The 18182-nt window shown below is 41.0% G+C and carries 11 protein-coding genes; 7 read left to right on the forward strand and 4 right to left on the reverse strand.

The window, feature by feature from the left end; all coding sequences use genetic code 11:
- The first annotated feature begins 65 nt into the window (after positions 1 to 65).
- The gene (locus ACQKLP_RS05925) at positions 66 to 968 is read left to right on the forward strand and encodes a HamA C-terminal domain-containing protein (protein WP_427320975.1); all 903 of its coding nucleotides are present in this window, start codon (positions 66 to 68) and stop codon (positions 966 to 968) included.
- Positions 935 to 3229 carry a DEAD/DEAH box helicase gene (locus tag ACQKLP_RS05930; protein WP_427320977.1) on the forward strand — a complete coding sequence of 765 codons (2295 nt, stop codon included), beginning with the start codon at positions 935 to 937 and terminating at the stop codon, positions 3227 to 3229. Before ACQKLP_RS05925 ends, ACQKLP_RS05930 begins: the two co-directional genes overlap by 34 nt.
- Positions 3230 to 3511: 282 nt before the next feature.
- Here the strand turns inward: ACQKLP_RS05930 and ACQKLP_RS05935 are convergent, their stop codons facing one another.
- Both ACQKLP_RS05935 and ACQKLP_RS05940 read right to left on the reverse strand, forming a co-directional pair.
- Positions 3512 to 4270: a hypothetical protein gene (locus ACQKLP_RS05935; RefSeq protein ID WP_427320979.1), complete on the reverse strand. Its 759-nt coding sequence runs from the start codon at positions 4268 to 4270 to the stop codon at positions 3512 to 3514.
- A gap of 2 nt (positions 4271 to 4272) precedes the next feature.
- On the reverse strand, positions 4273 to 8493 hold the full coding sequence (locus ACQKLP_RS05940; protein WP_427320981.1) for a DUF6443 domain-containing protein: 4221 nt from the start codon (positions 8491 to 8493) through the stop codon (positions 4273 to 4275).
- A gap of 546 nt (positions 8494 to 9039) precedes the next feature.
- On the opposite strand from ACQKLP_RS05940, the gene ACQKLP_RS05945 reads away from it, so the two are divergent.
- Genes ACQKLP_RS05945 through ACQKLP_RS05960 form a run of 4 tightly spaced genes read left to right on the forward strand, consistent with a single transcriptional unit; the run spans position 9040 to position 13934 of the window.
- On the forward strand, positions 9040 to 12447 hold the full coding sequence (locus ACQKLP_RS05945) for a hypothetical protein (protein WP_427320983.1): 3408 nt from the start codon (positions 9040 to 9042) through the stop codon (positions 12445 to 12447).
- 60 nt (positions 12448 to 12507) lie between these two features.
- Positions 12508 to 13239, forward strand: a complete 732-nt coding sequence (locus tag ACQKLP_RS05950) for a hypothetical protein (RefSeq protein ID WP_427320985.1) — start codon at positions 12508 to 12510, stop codon at positions 13237 to 13239.
- Positions 13158 to 13592 carry a hypothetical protein gene (locus ACQKLP_RS05955; protein WP_427320987.1) on the forward strand — a complete coding sequence of 145 codons (435 nt, stop codon included), beginning with the start codon at positions 13158 to 13160 and terminating at the stop codon, positions 13590 to 13592. The genes ACQKLP_RS05950 and ACQKLP_RS05955 overlap by 82 nt, the downstream gene beginning before the upstream one ends.
- A gap of 30 nt (positions 13593 to 13622) precedes the next feature.
- Positions 13623 to 13934, forward strand: a complete 312-nt coding sequence (locus ACQKLP_RS05960; RefSeq protein WP_427320989.1) for a hypothetical protein — start codon at positions 13623 to 13625, stop codon at positions 13932 to 13934.
- A gap of 46 nt (positions 13935 to 13980) precedes the next feature.
- On the opposite strand, the gene ACQKLP_RS05965 is transcribed toward ACQKLP_RS05960, so the two are convergent.
- Positions 13981 to 15156 carry a PIN-like domain-containing protein gene (locus ACQKLP_RS05965; RefSeq protein WP_427320991.1) on the reverse strand — a complete coding sequence of 392 codons (1176 nt, stop codon included), beginning with the start codon at positions 15154 to 15156 and terminating at the stop codon, positions 13981 to 13983.
- A gap of 291 nt (positions 15157 to 15447) precedes the next feature.
- Here ACQKLP_RS05965 and ACQKLP_RS05970 point away from each other — a divergent pair, with 291 nt between their 5' ends.
- Positions 15448 to 16530: a PD-(D/E)XK nuclease family protein gene (locus ACQKLP_RS05970; protein WP_427320993.1), complete on the forward strand. Its 1083-nt coding sequence runs from the start codon at positions 15448 to 15450 to the stop codon at positions 16528 to 16530.
- Positions 16531 to 16899: 369 nt separating this feature from the next.
- Here the strand turns inward: ACQKLP_RS05970 and ACQKLP_RS05975 are convergent, their stop codons facing one another.
- Positions 16900 to 18063 carry a TlpA family protein disulfide reductase gene (locus ACQKLP_RS05975; RefSeq protein ID WP_427320995.1) on the reverse strand — a complete coding sequence of 388 codons (1164 nt, stop codon included), beginning with the start codon at positions 18061 to 18063 and terminating at the stop codon, positions 16900 to 16902.
- Positions 18064 to 18182 lie beyond the last annotated feature (119 nt).

Below are 18182 nucleotides of genomic sequence, written 5' to 3' on the forward strand. Positions count from 1 at the left end.
GGCTAAAAGAAAGCATAGTTTGTATGCTAACACCCAAACAACTTCAGTAGATCAGTAATTGCAAAATGAGAAAATCACTTTCCGACCTTATTGATAAGACTGTACTTTTAGAGTACCATTTACCAAACGCAGCCAAAAATTTTCAGAAAACAGCACATTCTTCTGAGAATGATCACTGCTATAGAGTCGTCAATACAAATGACTTTGCAGAAATTATCTACAATGCGATTATTGAGTATTCGTTCAATGAATTCGAGATCGGAAAGGTAGACTTGGACAAGCTGCACCTCAGAGCGCTATTAACGCGCATCAGATACAATGAAAGAAGTACAGACGCCGCAAAGCTTAAATATGGCTTTTATGGCGAAGTAGCGCTGCACGCTATATTATACAGTCGATATAGCAGCAAGCCTTTAATCGCCCGTGGAATATTTTACAACCCATTAGAAAAGTCGGAGACCAAGGGTTATGATTCCTATCATCTGGTGCAAAACGGCTGGCAGACGGAACTATGGTTCGGAGAAGTGAAATTTCACCAAAGTTATTCACAGGCGCTCAAAGATATTATGGCAAATATTACCAAGGCGTTGAGTGATGATTATCTAAATACTAACATACTTGCCTTTTCTAATCATCGTCAGTCATTCAACATTCAAGGCAGCCCGATAGATAAAATTTTGGCCGTATGGGAAAGTGATCCTAATATCAAAATCTCCGATGAAATTAAGAAATATCGAATGAGATTGATTTATCCAATATTGTTATTGTATGACGCAAACGCCAAAAATGAATATGATAATAGTATCAAATCTGTTATTGACCATATTCAAAAGAACTATCCGGCAGGAACTTTTTCACTGACCGTTCCATATAGTATATTTTTTATTTTAATTCCCGTACATACCGTAAAAACGATCAAAACCCAAGTAATGAAATGGATAAGTTCAAAGAAGCAACCACTGTCGTAGCTAGCCTTGGAAAATGGCGCAGGCAACAAATAGAAGACCATCAAATGATAAAAATAGTTTGCGGTTTCTTTGATGCAGTTAAAGACCAAAATCTTAACGAGGCCGACAGGAAGTTTATGAAGTATATATCAAATTTGGTTGGAATTCCACATTACTATGATCAGTTGGAAAAATACAATCAGGAGGTTGATATTTCGAGTTTTGATCTGAATACCATTGGTGCAATATTTCACGAATCTTCGCTACATACTGATGACCATAGGAAGGTACACCGATACCAAAAATATATTCTTGATCAGTTTAAACCAGGAACGCTGAACCGTTACTTTGTTTCGGCAAGCACATCCTTTGGTAAAACTCATCTGGTATATGAGATTTTGCGCAAGATGAAATATCAAAATATCATATTGATATTTCCAACAGTGGCGCTACTGTCTGAAAATTTGGAAAGGATGTCTTCAGATGCACTTTATGCAGATGTCAATGAACAATATTCACTGCATACATTAAGTGAGGTATCGATTTTTTCCAACCAGAATATATTTATTTATACTCCTGAGCGCTTCCTATCTTTTATAGAAAAAAATCCTGACTATAGTTTTGACTTTGCATTTGTTGATGAAGCATATAAAATTGATAATGACTATCTAATTGACGAACAGCTTAAAGAAAATGAACGAGACGTAGCTTATAGGCTTGCTGTCTTTTACCTGTTGAATAGTAAAAGTGACAACCTTCTCGCAGGCCCTTATATCGATTTTCAATTAGAATCGGATCCCAAGTATAATCCATCTTTCAATAATTTTTTGCGAAAAAACAAAGTTGAGCTTATAGATCTTAACAAATACGAGATTGTAAATAAGACATATAAGCTAATTAACTCAGCAAAAAAACAGGAGATAGACGAGCATTTTTCATTAGAATTTTTAGAAACAAGTAAGGAACACCGAATCATTAAAATCGCAGAAAAGATAGTTGAGTTAAACGAGAATGTAATAATGTATTGTTCGGCACGTGCGAAAGTAGAGTCATATGCAAAAAAATTGATAAGTTCAACTCTTTTCCAAAAGCACGATTTTCAAATATACAGCGAATTCATTCGGCATATTGAAACTGTTTTTAGCCCCGACTGGATTGTAGTTAAAGCCTTGAAAAATGGCATCGGAATCCATCATGGTCTTGTGCCTAAATACATTCAAAAGGAGACAATTTCTCTTTTTAATAGGGGCCAATTGAAGATACTTGTTTCTACTACAACCATTACAGAAGGCGTAAATACTTCTGCCAGAAACTTAGTTGTATTGCACAGTAAGAAGGGAAGAAAGCAACTGAGGAAATTTGATGCAAAGAATATTGCTGGCCGGGCAGGACGCTTTATGCACCATTATAGTGGGCGTGTGTTGGTATTGGATAAGTTGTTTATGGATATTATTGTGGATGAAAGCCAAGGTATAAAGCATAAAAACTACGATTCATCATCACCCAAGGATGAAATTGATCTATTTTACACTGATGATGAATACTTAAATGAAGAAGACCGCAGACGTAGCGTAAATGTTGCAATTATGCAAACAGAAAGAGGACTGCCAGATTTTCTATTCGCTTTGTATAAAGTGGTAAGCCGCGTTGATAAGATGATAGTTTATGATGAAATTTCGAAACTGACTCCTTCTGAGTTTAAATCAATTAGACTGTTAATTCAACGGATTAATGGTGTTATGAATATAGACAATGATGGCTTCGAGGCAGTATTAAAAGTTATTTACCCTGTAATTAAGAATGAGAATCTGAAAGCTTTGATTGATAGGAAGGATAAAAACGGAAAATATTCTATTCTCACTCATTTAATTCATTTTTACCTAGCTGGTGGTTTTACAAGAGCGTTTCACTATCGGATGGAACAGGGCATATCAGTTGATGAGGCAATAAGAACGACTGCAGATTTTGTATATAATCTGTTGAAATACCAAGTAGTGAAATATCTAGGCGTATTTAACATTATGTATAAATATTTTATAAGCTTAGACCAACTCGAAGATTTTGAAGAAGTTACAGGTATCGATAGGCTTTTAACTAAATTGGAGTATAACGCGCTAACTGATGAAGGCCGGATAGCGAGTGATTACGGTGTGCCTTCAAAGGTCGTCGATTACTACGAAAATGGTAGAAGTGCAACAATCAGAAGAAAATTTGATAATTATGAGCGTGCCATTTTTGGCCGGATTGATGCAATCATAAATAAGGGCAAGCAATCTAATTAAGTAATAAAATGTCCATTGGTACAACCAGACCTTTGAGAAATGAATGATTTACCGACAATGGTTCGCAGGAAAATTTCGTTAGTTTATGGGTTGAATAGCTTTAATAGCCTATTCCATATGTATCTACAATCGACTTTCACTTTGGATAATTAGATCATGAGTAGATTGTGTACAGGTCGTGACAGTAAATAGACATGTGAGCAATAAAGATTTAATAATAACTTCCGACAGCACTCTCCTTGCCAGTCCTAATTACGGGTTGCTAGGTATTTTAACATTAACTTACTCGTATAGTTTCAAGGTTTTTCTCGAATTGGCAAATAAATCATCAAGTTTTATAATTTCAAAATCGCTTGTTTGAGTACCGTTCATTCCACTTTTTACAATGTATATTGACGGCGATTCGTTTGATTTATGGCTAAAAAGACGAATGTTCTCGAAATCAAATGGGTATATTCCAGGGAAATCCAGAATTGCAGCCGAGGTTTCCATTCCTTTTGTTTCTTGAATCAAAATGATTTTGAAGTTAGTACAATTAGATCCATTACAATAGAAATTTAGCCCTCGGACGAGCAATACTTTTCTGTCGGATAATTGATAATATTGTGCACAGGGACCAAATGAAGGTTCATACCATACGATGACTGGAGCAGATTGTTCCTCAGAATTAAAATATGGCAGAAGTGTAATATTAGCAACTTTTGAATTAAAGTGGATATAGGCACTATCAAACTTAAACTGATCAGTAGGCGTGTAATCGGCAGTATCAAAATTGTTGGTCGTATCCGTCATTTTGATAGAATACCCGAATGTATTGCCGCGAATAGTACTAACGCAATTCGTTGTGATTTGATTTGTTGCTTTTTTGAATTCGTTTGTACAGTTAAAAGTTGAAATAAATTCGACGCCATATAATTTAGCATCTTTGTATAGCGAGTCAAGTACCGGGTTCCTTTCTATCGGTATTTCCTTTGTATGTTTTTGGGAACTTATACCGCATGCCGTACAAAAAACAATGATTGACAGAATAATTGTTTTCACTATTACAATTTTTTTACCGTAAAGAATTTGTGAGTTTTACCATTGCCTCTCCAACTATTCGCACCGTTAACCAAATCAGATGGGGCTGCAAGAAGAGTTGCTGTTGCACTTGTAGCCTCTTTCATTAAGGTGTTCGTACTGCGTGAGAATTTGGAAGTGCTATAATATTCACGATATTTCTCTGCAGATACATCCTGATTTGTGAAGTCATTTTTTCCATATTTGGTTTTATTTCCTGGTTTTCGGTCTGTTTCTTCCATTTTCTTAGCGTGCGTATCGTTGTTAAACATAATGCGATCCAGCATGTAAGTCCAGTCCTTATCTTCGTACCTAACGTTACTTTTTCGATTTAGCATTGCGCTAGCAACTTTATTCTTTTCATCCTGCTCCATCCCAGAAGCTTCGTTAAACACGTTAGCAGCGAACTGAACAAATTGCTCGTGGTTAATACCTTCGGCTGTTGTAATGTCAGTTATTTTACTTTTAGCGATTAGACGGGTAGTGAGGCCTTTTTTTGTAGTAGAGCTAATAACCCCATCATTTTCGACAACGTACACTTTGTTATCATTCTTTCCATCATTTCCGAGATAAGTGCCGTCTTTTTTGTAATAATCGCCATAAACACCATTTCCATCTGGGTCGATGAATTTCAATGGATTATTGAGCGTGTAATTATACGGTGACCAAGATTTGTATTCTTCGCTTAATGCATCTATTACATGCCACCTGCCTAACTGTTGATCATACATCCTTGCTCCATAATCGTACCATTCCAATCCTGTACCAGTGGTGAATTCTTTAGTTTGAAGTTCTTTACCATTGTACTTCATGCGATTTTCGGCGCCTATTGCCTGCTTGTCACTCAAACCATTCATTACAAGTCCAAACGGATAATAATGCGTCTCCTCCAGCACTGGCGTCCCCGCCAATACCACTGTTACATTGTCAAAGAACACGTCCTGCTGTGTTTCGTTACTGGTATAAACATACAGGAAGCCTGATTGCTCCATTACCACATTATCTGCAGCAAGGGTCTGCAGCTCATCGGGCTGGGCGGCAACTTGTTTTACGCCGCTGGAACCTTCTACTAAGTTAAATTGTTCGTCGAATAGGACAAAATTCAAGTATGCTTTGGGTCTCTCCGGATTGCTCTGATCTTTGGATTCCCTGTTCACCAGGCGTTGCCAGCCATCATTTATGAAATTGTTGCCGAACGGTGTGCCATTGGCGTTTTCATCCGCGCCGTGCAGCTCCCTGGCGCCGCTTCCCGGATTGCCGAATGCCCGGATCAATGCGGCGGCCATATCGGTGGCAGGCGCGCCGGGATTTTGCTGTTTTTGGAAGGCCTGCGTTTTATAGAAGGCCCTGGCGCCAAGGCGCACCGTATCCCCGGTTTTTACCTTTAACACAAGGCTGGGGCCTATGCGCCGGTCGGGGTCGTTGCCGTTGAGCTTGGCTACGGAAGTGTTTTGATTCGTTTGAGGGTCGTCCGGGTATCCTACGGGCTTTTCCGTCCGTGATGCATCGATGTTGCTGAAAAGCGCATTTTCCGCCGCGGCTTGTTCCGGCTCCATGCTGGCCATGTAGAGTTGCTGGGGCGGGTTGGTTTCGGCAAGTACGATCCGGACATTGCCGAGATGATCTTTCATGAAGTAATCGAACGTGAAACTGCCTCCAGCGATTGGGCGGATACGACCTTCTTCATGGGTAATCATTTGCAGTACGTTGTTTTCATAAATCGTAGGGCCAAGGTAGTCGGTACGCGTGGTTTTATTCGGGGTCACAGTCTGATCCAGCACCGTTTTTGTCAATTTGCGCCCGGTTGCATCGTAAACATAACTGATGGTGCCTTTCCCCGTCAGGGTGATGCTTTTGGGCAAATTCAGCAGGTTATACTGAATGGATGTTATTTTCTTGTTCTCGTCTTTGGTGAGATTTCCGTTTCTATCGTACGCATAGTCGAAAGTCGATACCGCATTTTGGTCGGAAAAATCCCCCAACGTCGTTGCAGGATCATTTGCTCCATCTACAACCTTATAAAGTTTGTTGGAAGCGAAAAGGCCCGTGGAGTCGTAATAGGTATAGGCAAGGCTGTCGATTTTGGCATTGGTGGAAGCACCTTTTGCGCCCCATTGCTGCATGCGGAGAATATTCCCGTTGGCATCGTAGGCAGACGTGTAGTTGATGCCGTCTCCCATCCAGGAGTCATAGTTTACGGCGGTTTCTCCCCAGGTGGTGGCGCCAGTGGATTGGGTGAAGTTGGCTTTCAGCAACCTGTTGGCGGCGTCGTACACATAGCCGTAAGCATTGGGCGTCGTTGTTTTGGTGCCTTTCCAGGTAACACCGGCAATGTTCCCGTTGTATTCCTTGTTGGTGAACCCTGCATCGTAATGCAGCTCCTGCCCGAAATACCGGGTTTCCGTTCCCTTCACATAGTTGCGGTTAATACCTTTCAGCCAGCCCCGGATGTTATAGGTGTACGTCATGCTTTCTATCACGGTGCCGGCAGCATTCTTGAATTCTTTTTTCTGTAATTGCCCTAACTGATCATAAGTGTTGGTGGCAATGTCGCGGGCATATGCGGTATTGTCGTTGAGCTTCTTGGTGACTTTCAGCACGCGACCCGCATGATCATAGCTGAAATTCGTCAGTAATCGCGTAACACCTGCCGCGCCGGCGGCCGGGTTGTTGTAATATTCATAGGTGCTGAGCAACTTTCCTGCAAAATCATACAGGTTGGTGGTTACATCTACGCCCGCATTGATATTGTCGCTTAATATCTGGATTGGACGGTTTTTAGCATCGTAATATGTGGTGGTAGTAAGGTATTGAGCTGTTTCCAGTACCCTGATTTTCGTTCCGGTGACCAGGCCACGGGTTTGTGTACTCGCGGCAATGGTTTCTGGCCATGGGTTACTGCCGGCCTGTGGACTGGTATAATAAGCAGATTGGGCTGCCTTGGCACCGGCGTAAGTATAGTTGTCGTAGTACGTATACGTCAACGGGTCGAGGCTGGCGGGAAGGATGGTATTGGCTCCGGGTGACGTACTTTGGTCGCCGATCAGTTCGCTGTGCGTTCGGGTGCTGGTATAGATACCGGTCATTGTCGGCCGGTTGAGGTTGTCGTATAACGTGGCCAGCCATTTGCCGCCAACGGCACGCAGATTGCCGTCCCTGGTGAGTACGAGCCGGTCCCGCTGATCATAGACCATTTCAACGGAATCCGCGCCCGGTACTTTTTTAATTACCATTCGGTTACGGACATCGTATTCATACCGGAAACAAAGCGATTTGCTGGCGGCAGCGCTAAGTACCCAGCCGGCCGCGGGGAGGCCTTCTACCACTTTTGGGGGCAACACGAAACGGAGGTTGCCCATCAGGTCATATATGTAATAAGTGCAAAGCCACCCGGTATGGTTGGCCCCGGGAGTTGCCGCAATTTGTACTTTTTTAAGAATGGTATGACCTTCCTTATCCACATATGCCACCAGTTGCCTGCCGGCTTCGTCCGTCGTAACATTTTTGAGCAGCTCGCCGGCGGCATAGGCGCCATTGGAGGCAACCACTGAGTAGGGGACGTTGCCGGTCATTAAGGTACCCACCTGCCATTTGCGCACTTCATCCGTAGTTGCGTTTACGAGGTACTGCTGGGAAGTGCCTCTAGCCGATCCCGTCCAGTTATTGCCGGCCGGCATGGATTTCAGTACCCGGTTGAGCGGGGAGGATTCGAATTGCGTTTCGGCGTAATAGATTTCTTCTTTGGTATTGTTGGCTGTAGTAAGCTGGCCATCATAGAACGCTTTTTGTTCGGCAAAAGGGGCAAGCTTTAATATACCATCCCCGCTTGTGCTGACGTAAGGCAGGTAATTAAAAGGAGTGCGGCCATAGGCGTCGTATTCAACGGGTGTTACGAGATCTTTTTTCGTTACAGGGGAAGCGCCTTTTACGACGGTTTGTAACGGACGTCCCAATCCATCGAAATATGCGGTGGACATGGGAGCGTTTCCCGCGTCAGTTGCGGCCGTTATGGCGGCAGGGTCTGTTAGCGGTTGATTGGGCGACCAGGTCCGAACATAGTTCACCTTTGTTCCGGCAGGCATGGCGGTAGGTATGGCTCGTGCTGTTTTGGTGGCGGGAACACTATTATCCGGTTGTTGGGCAAAGGAAGCGCCGGTATAAGCGAGGGCGGCAAAAATGGATGCGAGTACGAGAATTCGTTTCATCAAAATGCGGTTAGGGTATTAATTTTGAACGGGATTACAGTCAGCAGGAAAGGGGCAAAAACTTGAGGCGGTTCACTGCAAACGGGGTAATCGATTAAACAACGATTCTAATTTCCATATTAAAATAAGTAATTTCTTATTACTGGCAAACAACCATTTGCGTTAATTTGAAATTAACATTAATTTAACAAATCGGGTGTTTAGAACTTACACCCATATCTTTACTTTCACGTAAACCCCCTACCTTATGAATAGAAGTAATTTTCTTCATATGTTGTTACCCACTCCTGTTTGTAACCAGTGCTACAGTTGCATTTCCGAGAGATTTGGTTACAATAGTTCACGAGTTACAATTAATGATATCGCCCTATCCAATTGGAATGAGCTTCCTCCAGAAGAGCAATAACCCAGCAGTCTTACCACCGGAACTTCAAACACGATCTACGCAACTTCTTTAATGAATGACGCAAGATTTCAAAGACGAAGTACACCCGACCGCTTTGATAGCACCAGCCCTAAAAATGAACAATGATAATAGTTAACGCCATGTTTAGAAAAGTACTTACTTGTTTGCCAATCATTTGGGCGAATCTTTCGTTAGCCCAGGAAAAGACAATTATTCCTCCAGCGCCTAATGCTGCTAACCTGGTATTTAATACCGAAACGCAGATGGGTTTGTATACAGGAACGCCACAAATATCTGTTCCTATTTGGACAGTGAATGCTGGTGTAATGCAAGTTCCCATTACACTTAGTTATACCTCCGGTGGGGTCAAGGTAGCCGATATGGCATCGTGGTGTGGATTGGGATGGAATCTCAATGCCGGCGGAGTTATAACGCGGTCGGTAGTGGGGATGCCGGATGAAACACCGACATTTGGTTATATAGATTACACCATACCTCCCTCAACTCCCTATAATCCAGCCTTTATTAGCATGGCGGAAGGGACCATTGATTCTCAGCAGGATTTATTTTTCTATAGCCTTCCCGGTGGCTCAGGCAGATTTGTTTTTGATACAGCCGGAATACCCCGGTTAATACCCAAAAGCAACTATAAGATTACAAAGGGGAATATTGCCATTTTTCAGTTTTCAGACGGCAATGCTTCTTGTATTTCGGATTGGCAGATCATTGATGATAAAGGTATCATCTATCGCTTTAAGGATTATGAAAAAACGTTATCAGCTTCCAGGAATAACGAGCTTCCCGGGAGCGGGTTCGCTACTAATGGTCGCAGCATTAATAGTTGGTATTTGACCGAAATGGAATCGCCCACCGGAGAAAAAATCGTGTTTAATTATACATCAGTCGATCTGGCTTATGATCTTGCGCCAACAAAGACAAGTAATTTGCAACTAAATGGCCAATGTAATAGTTATCCGTCTTCTACATCCGTTCCGAGACAGTATGTTAATACAAAAAGATTGTCCTCAATCGACTTTCCGGAAGGGAAGATCAGGTTTATACCAACAACACTGGGACGGGCGGATCTTGTGGGCGACAATGCGCTCGATAAAATTATTGTCGAAGACAAACTGGGCAATATAAAAAGGCAATTTAAGCTGGATTATAAATATCTAGTCGGGAACAGCCTGGTAGATTACACAAGCCTCAACCCTGCCGGGACGAATAATTTTTTCGTTTCTTCAACTATAACTCCCACCGTATCTTTTAGCCGGCGGTTAATGTTGATGAAATGGACAGAACATGATGCCACCGGTGTTGCGTTAAATAATGGCCAGCGATTCGAATATCACACCGATATTGGGTTGCCGCATAGGGCTTCACCGCTAACAGACCATTGGGGGTATGCCAATAAAGCGGACATTCCCTCGGCAGAGATTCCTTATGTATTGATAGACCCTGTTACATCAGGTAGCCCTACCCCGACGGTATATGTAGGAGGTAAAAGCCCAGATGTTCAGTATGCCAAACAAGGAAGCTTGTACAAAATAAACCATGCCGCCGGAGGCAATACGGAGTACGAGTTTGAATCAAATGATGCAGGCCCAAGTCCTTTTATACCGCCTAAAGTTACCAAAATCAATGAAATGTATTCGATCTCCGTTGCTCACTATAAGTATAACGTGGATGGGTGGTATGAAGGATTAAGTTACGAAATACGGCCAGACGGCAATGGTAATATGCTCAGAAACTATTATGTTGAGTTTAATGTATTTAATGGAAGCACGGGTACGGCACAGGTACTGCTAACTGATGTTCCTTACTATCCTGCCGGTGGTTTGAGGTTCTACATCATGAATGTTGCGACCGGCAGTACAATCTGGAGTGAGAATCATGACGGGAATTTCAATGTTAATCTTCAACCAGGGACTTACCGCCTTTACCATTGCCCTTCCTATGCATTACTAAATAGTCCTCAAAATCCTGATCATCAAAAATTACATAGCGCCGTGATATCAGGATTATATACTGTAACGAGCGAGCAAGGTTCACAAGGCCAACCTCCCAAAGTTGGGGGAATAAGGGTAAGGAAAAGTAAACAGTATGATTCAGTTTCGCAAAAAACATTATACAAGGAATATAAGTATGAACAAGATGGGAGCTCGGGTCAATTGCTGGCCGCACCATTATATCAGTTTTCATTTGAAGTGAATGATAATAATGGGGGGCCATGTAGGCATATAGGCATTTCATATAACTCCGTCAATCCATTAAGTACAACACACAACTCATTTGTAGGATACCGGTATGTCGAAGAAAAGATTGTTTCTGCAACCGGGGCGCCGCTTGGGAAAACATCATACTCGTATTTGGGCCCATTGGAATCGCCGGACTTGTTGTATAAAGGTAATGCCAGCGCAGATGGATTTATTTACTACGATGCCCCGAATCCGCCGGCCGATCGCAGAGACTGGTTGCGGGGTTTATTAACGCAGCAAGTAGAATACAAGTATGACTCCGCCACTCAGATATATAGCCAGGTTCGTAAAGTTGATAATACTTACAAAAAGACCCTCGAACCAGTCAGCAATGGTTTGCAAGTGAATATAACCAACCGGAATCTCGTGAATGGCCAGCATTTGGTTTCGTTTACATATTATAGCCATCATTCCGGAACTATTTTCCTTGAGAAAACCGAAGAGACGCTTTATCAAGGAAATGGAGAGCAAAAAACTACCACTACGATAGACAATAGCGGCAAGAGTTTTTTGCCGGTCAGTAAAACTATTGCTCAAAGCGATGGTTCCGTTTCCAAGGAGTATTATACATATCCCAAGGAATATCTGACAGGAAATGCCGCTATCGACAATCTGATAAGCAAGAATATCGTATCGGTGCCAATTGAGACGGTGAAAGTTAAGGAATACCCAACAGGGACCTTTTCAATTACCGGAGGGAGCCTTACAAATTATTACCCTACCGGATGGGGAAAAGTTCAATCCGTTAGTGTTTTGGAAACCAACCTGCCTATTCCGGTTTCAGCATTCAAGTTTTCTAATGCGCCCGCTGGACAAGTGCCTACAGCGCTGAATGCTGCCGTATTTGCCGCAGATACCCGATACAAAACCCGCGTGTTATTTAATAGCTACGACCCCGATGGGAATCCGACAGAACAACAAAAGGTGAACGATGTTAAGGAAGTATACCTATGGGGATATAACGGCGCCTACCCGGTTGCAAAAGTCGTAGGAAGTGATTATGCCACGGTATCAGCTCTGATCAATCAAACAATGTTAGATAATGCACATACTTATACGGATGCGCAGATCAGGACCGAGTTAAACAAGATTCGTACCGCGTTTGCCAGTAACAACCTCGTAAGTGTATCGACCTATACTTACGCGCCATTAATAGGGATGACAAGCCAGACAGATGCCAATAATGTTACCACTTTCTACGAATATGATAGCTTTGGAAGATTGATATTGGTGCGAGACCAAAACAATAAGATTCTCAAGAAATTTGAATATCGCTATGCCGGGCAGTAAGGTGAATTATCCAGCTGTTTTGACTCAGCAGAATTGAGAAGGTATAAAATGGGAATTCCTATGTGTTGGAAATTTGTTGTTAGTTTATTGATGCTACCAGCATCTGTGATTGCGCAGGATAGTCTGTCAGTAAAAGTACAGACCATTCCCGCTAAATATTTTCAACAGGTCACAAAGAAAAGCTTTCAATACGAGCGCCATATAGAGAAGCGTACCCAAAAAGCACTGAACCGGATGATGCGGCAGGAGCGGAAGCTTCAGGCTAAGCTGGTGAAAGTCAATTCCGTAGCTGCTAAAAGCATTTTTGAAAATTCCCTGGACAAGATGATTACCCTTAAAAAGGGAATTTCGGCTAAAACAATGGCGGAGGCAGAAAAACTAGCAGATTCCAATAGCTATCTCGATACTTTAGCGAATACACTCGGTTTTCTGAAAGACGTAAAGGACTTGTCTGGCAATGTAAAACACCTGCACGCAAAAGTAGGGAAGCCGCTTGCACAGGTGAAGGAATTGCAAGGCAAATTGCAACAGGCGGGAGACGTTGTTAAATTCATCCGTTCTCGTCGCGAGCTACTTCAATCACAATTGGGGCAATATGGTAATATGAGCAAAGACTTGCAAAAGATCAACAAGGAGATTATTATTACAATCAACAGCTCCAGGAGTACAAGTATGTTTTTAGCGACAGGAAGAAAGCGGAGGCCAAAGCGATGGAGCTGCTCCAGAAAGTACCTGCCTATAAAGATTTTATTTCCCGAAATTCCCAAATTGCACGACTTTTTAGCCAGCTGAGAGGAAATGGCGGCGTTAATCCGGAACAACTATTAGAGGGACTACAGACCCGCGTTCAGGTAGAGCAATTAATACAACAACAACTTAGTAGCGGCGGGCCAAACGCCTCACAAGCCATCCGTCAGCAGATGGATGCTGCGCGTTCACAGATGAATGAGCTAAGGAATCGCTTTCCGGACCTCGACAATGCCGCAGAAATGCCAGATTTTCAGCCGAATGAAATGAAGACGAAAAGCTTTATGCAACGGTTGGAATTTGGTTGTAATGTTCAATTCCAACGTTCGAACCAGTTTTTCCCGTCCACCGGTATTTCGCAGGACAAATTGGATACAAATTCAGTAAGAATGGGATAATTGGAGTAGGCGCATCATATAAACTTGGTCTTGGAAGTGGATTTTCGAACATCCGCTTTTCACACCAGGGTATGGGGATTCGGTCGTTTGGCGACTACAAGCTCAAAGGCACTTTTTTTTGTGAATGGCGGATTTGAATACAACTATAACGCTGCATTTTCAAATCCGGGACAGTTGGCCAATGCCCAAGCTTGGACGCGAAGTGCTTTACTTGGGATCGCAAAAAAGTACAAGATCAACAACAAGCTTAAAGGGAATATGACATTGCTGTATGATTTTCTTCATAATGCGCAAGTGCCGCGAACTGATCCGGTGAAGTTTCGTGTGGGTTATAACTTTTGATATTTGTTGATATCTAGTGAATGTGCTTTAATTGGTAAAATAATAATTAGAGTGGTATAGTTTCGGTTGCCCCCTCCGGTATCGAAATATGGAATTCTTGATCACCTATTCGATAAGTAATAGATAAATCCTTTAATACACCATAATGAGGGTCACCAGCAATTTCATTACTTGATTTAATAGTGAGTTTATTATTTGAGATTAAGTCCTTAAGTTTAGAGGTTACATCAATTTGCTTATCTGTTTCCGAAGTTCCGTATGTTGCATGGAGAATTTCTAATGGCCCCTCATGAATATTCTCAAATGATATAGATGGTAATGTCCTCTCTCCATCTACAATAAAAAGGACATTTCTTGTGTGCAAGAACGCATTTTCAAGGTAATGGATATGAATACTCTTATCTTTTTGTAACCAGTCCCCCTTGGACACATCGTTTGTAAGAAAAATAGCTGAAGTGTCATTTTCCTTCATGAACTTTAGTATCTCGTGATAGATTATGAAATCGCCATAAGGGTATTCTTTTTTCTCGCCACACCCAGGAAATGTGAATTTCCATTTGCTATTTTCTTTTGCATCATGATAAGTAAGTAACAATTTGTCAAATTCTGATTCCACAAAGGATAATTCTACTTGATTCAAATTAGAAATAGTTTCAAAACTCGAAATAATATTTAACATTTCATCTTGTAGTAGTATTCCTTTGTTCTTTTGATTGAATGATGCTATACTTTCATTCATTTCTGAAGAAATGACTTCGTCATTTAGCGTTTTTGATATAGTGGCTTCTATTTCCCCCAATTTGACCCACAGCGAATTATAATCGTTTGAGAGTATTCTCTTCTTTTCTTCTTTGTACTTTCTTAATTGTTTAATGACATCTGATTTGAACGCTTCATAATCAGCTTTAACTTTTGTTAACGGTTCAAAAAAGTCTTTTTTTATTACCGAAACCCTGTTTTTTAGATATTCCCTTTCTATCTGTTTTGTGATCTTTATTCTCTCCTTAAGGCCTTTTAATGCATTAATCAATTTACCCTTTTCTACTTGCGACATGCCATAATAACCTAAAAGAATACTAGTGTCTAGAAATATTGGGAGATTTCCCCCTAGCTTAAGGGCTTGTTCAAATTCTTTGGAATACTTTTCAAAAGCTAATTTTGATACGGTTGCAGTTAGCTCTTGATTTGAAGAAAAGCCGAATTGTTCGTTCACTTCTATCATATATTGATATTGTATAAGATGTAGTTTAGCGCAATTGCTTAAATTAAGATAGGTTATTTCCCAAAAAGGGCTAATTAACGCGTGACGTAATTTTGTAAAAATTAACTGGATTGGGTATCCATATTGTTTTCAGGTAATAAGTAAGTTCGATAATTGTCCCTCCCAGCCCGCAAATCATCTCAGAGACCCGCGCTAGGCGCGGGTTTTCTTTTTTAGTCGAGTATTTAGTCGACGTATGGTTCGCCCAAATGCGAATTATTGAAATCTATAACATTATAGTACCCTAAGCCCATGACTCCCAATCTCTTTGCAATTGCCACTAAAGAACTTTCACATGACGCTGTGATAACCTGGTTATTACAGTGGGCCAATCCGACCTATAAGAATGAAGATCATGAACTACATCAATGTGGTCTCTCGCTGCTGAAAACATTCATTCCACATCTTTTAACAGAAAAGATTATAGAAGTTACAGCAAGCCGCCAACGAAGCAGAATTGATATATGGACAGAAATTATCCTCGAGGATAATTCAAAGATTTTGCTCATCATCGAAAATAAGGTTTTCGCAAATGAACATAACAATCAGTTGGAGCGCTATAAGGAATTGGCAGAATTATATGCGAAAGAAAACGGTTTTCGACTTGAATGTGTTTATGTGAAAATAGGAAGCCAGGCAGGAAAAATAACCAAAAGTATTCAGCAGAAAGGATTTAGGGTTATAGACAGAAATATGATGCTAGCGGGCTTAAATGTGCTTCCTGCAACAGCCAATCAAATCTTTAATGACTACAGATCTTTCTTGCAACATATTGAGGATCTGCACCAAAGGTATTTAACCCTCCCAATTGGTAAATGGGATGATAATGCATGGGTCGGTTTTTACCTATATGTTGAGTCTCAAATTGAAATCAATATGTGGCACTTCGTAAATAATCCCAGTGGTGGATTCTGGAACATGTGCCTTAATTGGGGATATTGGCATGCATTTCCAATTTATATGCAAATTGAACAAGGAAAACTATGTTATAAAATAGCTGTTCATTCTGAAGAAACAAATGGAGATAATTCCAAAATGGATGTCAATGTTATCCAGAAATATATTCATGAACAATTGATCGATTTTGCAATAGGTAGTGGTTATGCTGAAATTAAGAAACCAGTCAAGCAGAGCTGGACTGGCGGATACCGCACTATCGCAATTGTTGAACAAGATAAATGGCTTGGTGATGCAAATGAAATACTTGAACCGGGGAAAGCTATTTCATCCATCCGCCGACAATTCGCTTTTTATGATCAGTTCATTAAGTTTCTGGCAGATAAACAGTATGATAATGCTGGATTCGAGTTTATTACACTGGTTAAGGATAATTGAGGAGCGATTTGTAACATTGTTGCCTAAGAAGAAATTGCGCTTCCGAATGTCGGTACATTAGATTTAGGCATTGGCACGGCAACTAATCAGGGAAACTTTAAGTGAAAGTTCGATAATCGTCCCTCCCAGCCCGCAGAAGGGGACAAATCATGTAAAAAATGATTGTCCCCTTTTTCGTTTTTAGTCAAATCCCGCTGTAGTTGGGCGATCCGGACGAATAATGGATTGATGTTTTCGGTTCGATAAACCCGGTTTTTTGCGGTCGTAGAAAATTCCGGTCGGGAAGATGGGTTTTTACAGCTTCTCTTCCTTAATTGAGAATGAGGAATGGCTGCAGTGATATCGTTCTATACCATCAATTGGAGAAGGTTATTCAGCGGCCTCCGATAATAAAGCTTTGATCTTCTCAATTGTTTCAGGAAAATCTAATTTAACATCTGCGTCTATAATATTACCTTTTTTGTCGATCAGAAAGGTTCTCGGCAAAGACTTTACGCCATATCTGAGAGAAACAGTTGATAGGAAATCATTGCGGGCATTCGTGTTGATCCAGGGATGACCTTCATCTCGAATTTTTTGTTTCCACTTATCTTTGTTGCCATCAATAGAAACTGCAAAAACTGATAGTCCTTGCTTGTTATATTCCTGGTAAATTGAACGCAGTACTTTTAGTTCCTCTACTGCTGCGGGGCAGCTTGTTGCCCAAAATGTGAGCAATGTTACATTATTCAAATGAGCAGAAAATCGTGTAGGGACATTTGATTCATCAGGTAAGGAGAAGTCCGCACATCGTGAACCATTAACCAGCGGATAATATTCATGCTTAAAAATATCCTGAAGAATATTTCCATAAAATGAGGCTGGCTTAACTTTGGAATACATTGCCGAAGCTTCAGATCCACTTAAAACATTATCCTTCAGCAACTCAAGAAATAAATACGTTGCGAATGTAGATCGTGGGTGCGTTTTTACATATGCTATTTTCTTTTGTTTTATTATGTCACGAAGACTATCTGTTTTCCGCGGAATCGACTCAAAATCAGTAAATTTTGGTTGTATTGAATATATATACTCAAATGGATGTTGTAGGGTGTCTAACCTATGAAGGTCCGTCGAGATACGCTGGTAAAAGTTGTCTTCTTCCAGCTGGGTTGGGGCACCTGAAAACCTTATTCCATGAAGGAATAATTTAGAATCCTTCAAAGGGTCATTTACAACATTTTCTTTTCCTCCATAAATGCTCGTTTTACCATTTTCGAGCCAGATAATTTTTCCTATTTGCGCTTTTTTAAATGTCAATAAGTATTTTTTAGCGACAAGTTTCGGTAGCTCCATTTTGAAGACGTTATCCACAAATTGGGATGAATTTATCAATCGGTCGTTTTCGATATCAAATAGCTGGACAATTTCATTTTTTTCGAATCCCGTTAGTTTGCCTGATATTATAACTTGCGCTTGAACACAGTTACATGCGGAAAGGCAGATGAAAATCAATGTTTTTACAATATTTTTCGGGGTAGTCGTAAATCGCATAATTAAATATAATGAAACCGCCGTAAATGTTTTGCTCAGTTCGTTAATTAGTTAAGGGACGATTACATGAATGTAGAAAGTGGCTCATTTATTCCAGTACCTAATAATATAAAAGAAGG

The sequence above is a fragment of the Chitinophaga sp. NPDC101104 genome (assembly GCF_050277495.1).
In the GTDB taxonomy this organism is placed as follows: Bacteria; Bacteroidota; Bacteroidia; order Chitinophagales; family Chitinophagaceae; genus Chitinophaga.

Excerpts from the sequence above, each read along its gene's own strand:
- ACQKLP_RS05945 (WP_427320983.1), top strand. The coding sequence starts at position 9,040 with ATGTTTAGAAAAGTACTTACTTGTTTGCCAATCATTTGGGCGAATCTT.
- ACQKLP_RS05955 (WP_427320987.1), top strand. The coding sequence starts at position 13,158 with ATGGAGCTGCTCCAGAAAGTACCTGCCTATAAAGATTTTATTTCCCGA.
- ACQKLP_RS05970 (WP_427320993.1), top strand. The coding sequence starts at position 15,448 with ATGACTCCCAATCTCTTTGCAATTGCCACTAAAGAACTTTCACATGAC.
- ACQKLP_RS05925 (WP_427320975.1), top strand. The coding sequence starts at position 66 with ATGAGAAAATCACTTTCCGACCTTATTGATAAGACTGTACTTTTAGAG.
- ACQKLP_RS05940 (WP_427320981.1), bottom strand. The coding sequence starts at position 8,493 with ATGAAACGAATTCTCGTACTCGCATCCATTTTTGCCGCCCTCGCTTAT.
- ACQKLP_RS05950 (WP_427320985.1), top strand. The coding sequence starts at position 12,508 with ATGTGTTGGAAATTTGTTGTTAGTTTATTGATGCTACCAGCATCTGTG.
- ACQKLP_RS05975 (WP_427320995.1), bottom strand. The coding sequence starts at position 18,063 with ATGCGATTTACGACTACCCCGAAAAATATTGTAAAAACATTGATTTTC.
- ACQKLP_RS05930 (WP_427320977.1), top strand. The coding sequence starts at position 935 with ATGGATAAGTTCAAAGAAGCAACCACTGTCGTAGCTAGCCTTGGAAAA.
- ACQKLP_RS05965 (WP_427320991.1), bottom strand. The coding sequence starts at position 15,156 with ATGATAGAAGTGAACGAACAATTCGGCTTTTCTTCAAATCAAGAGCTA.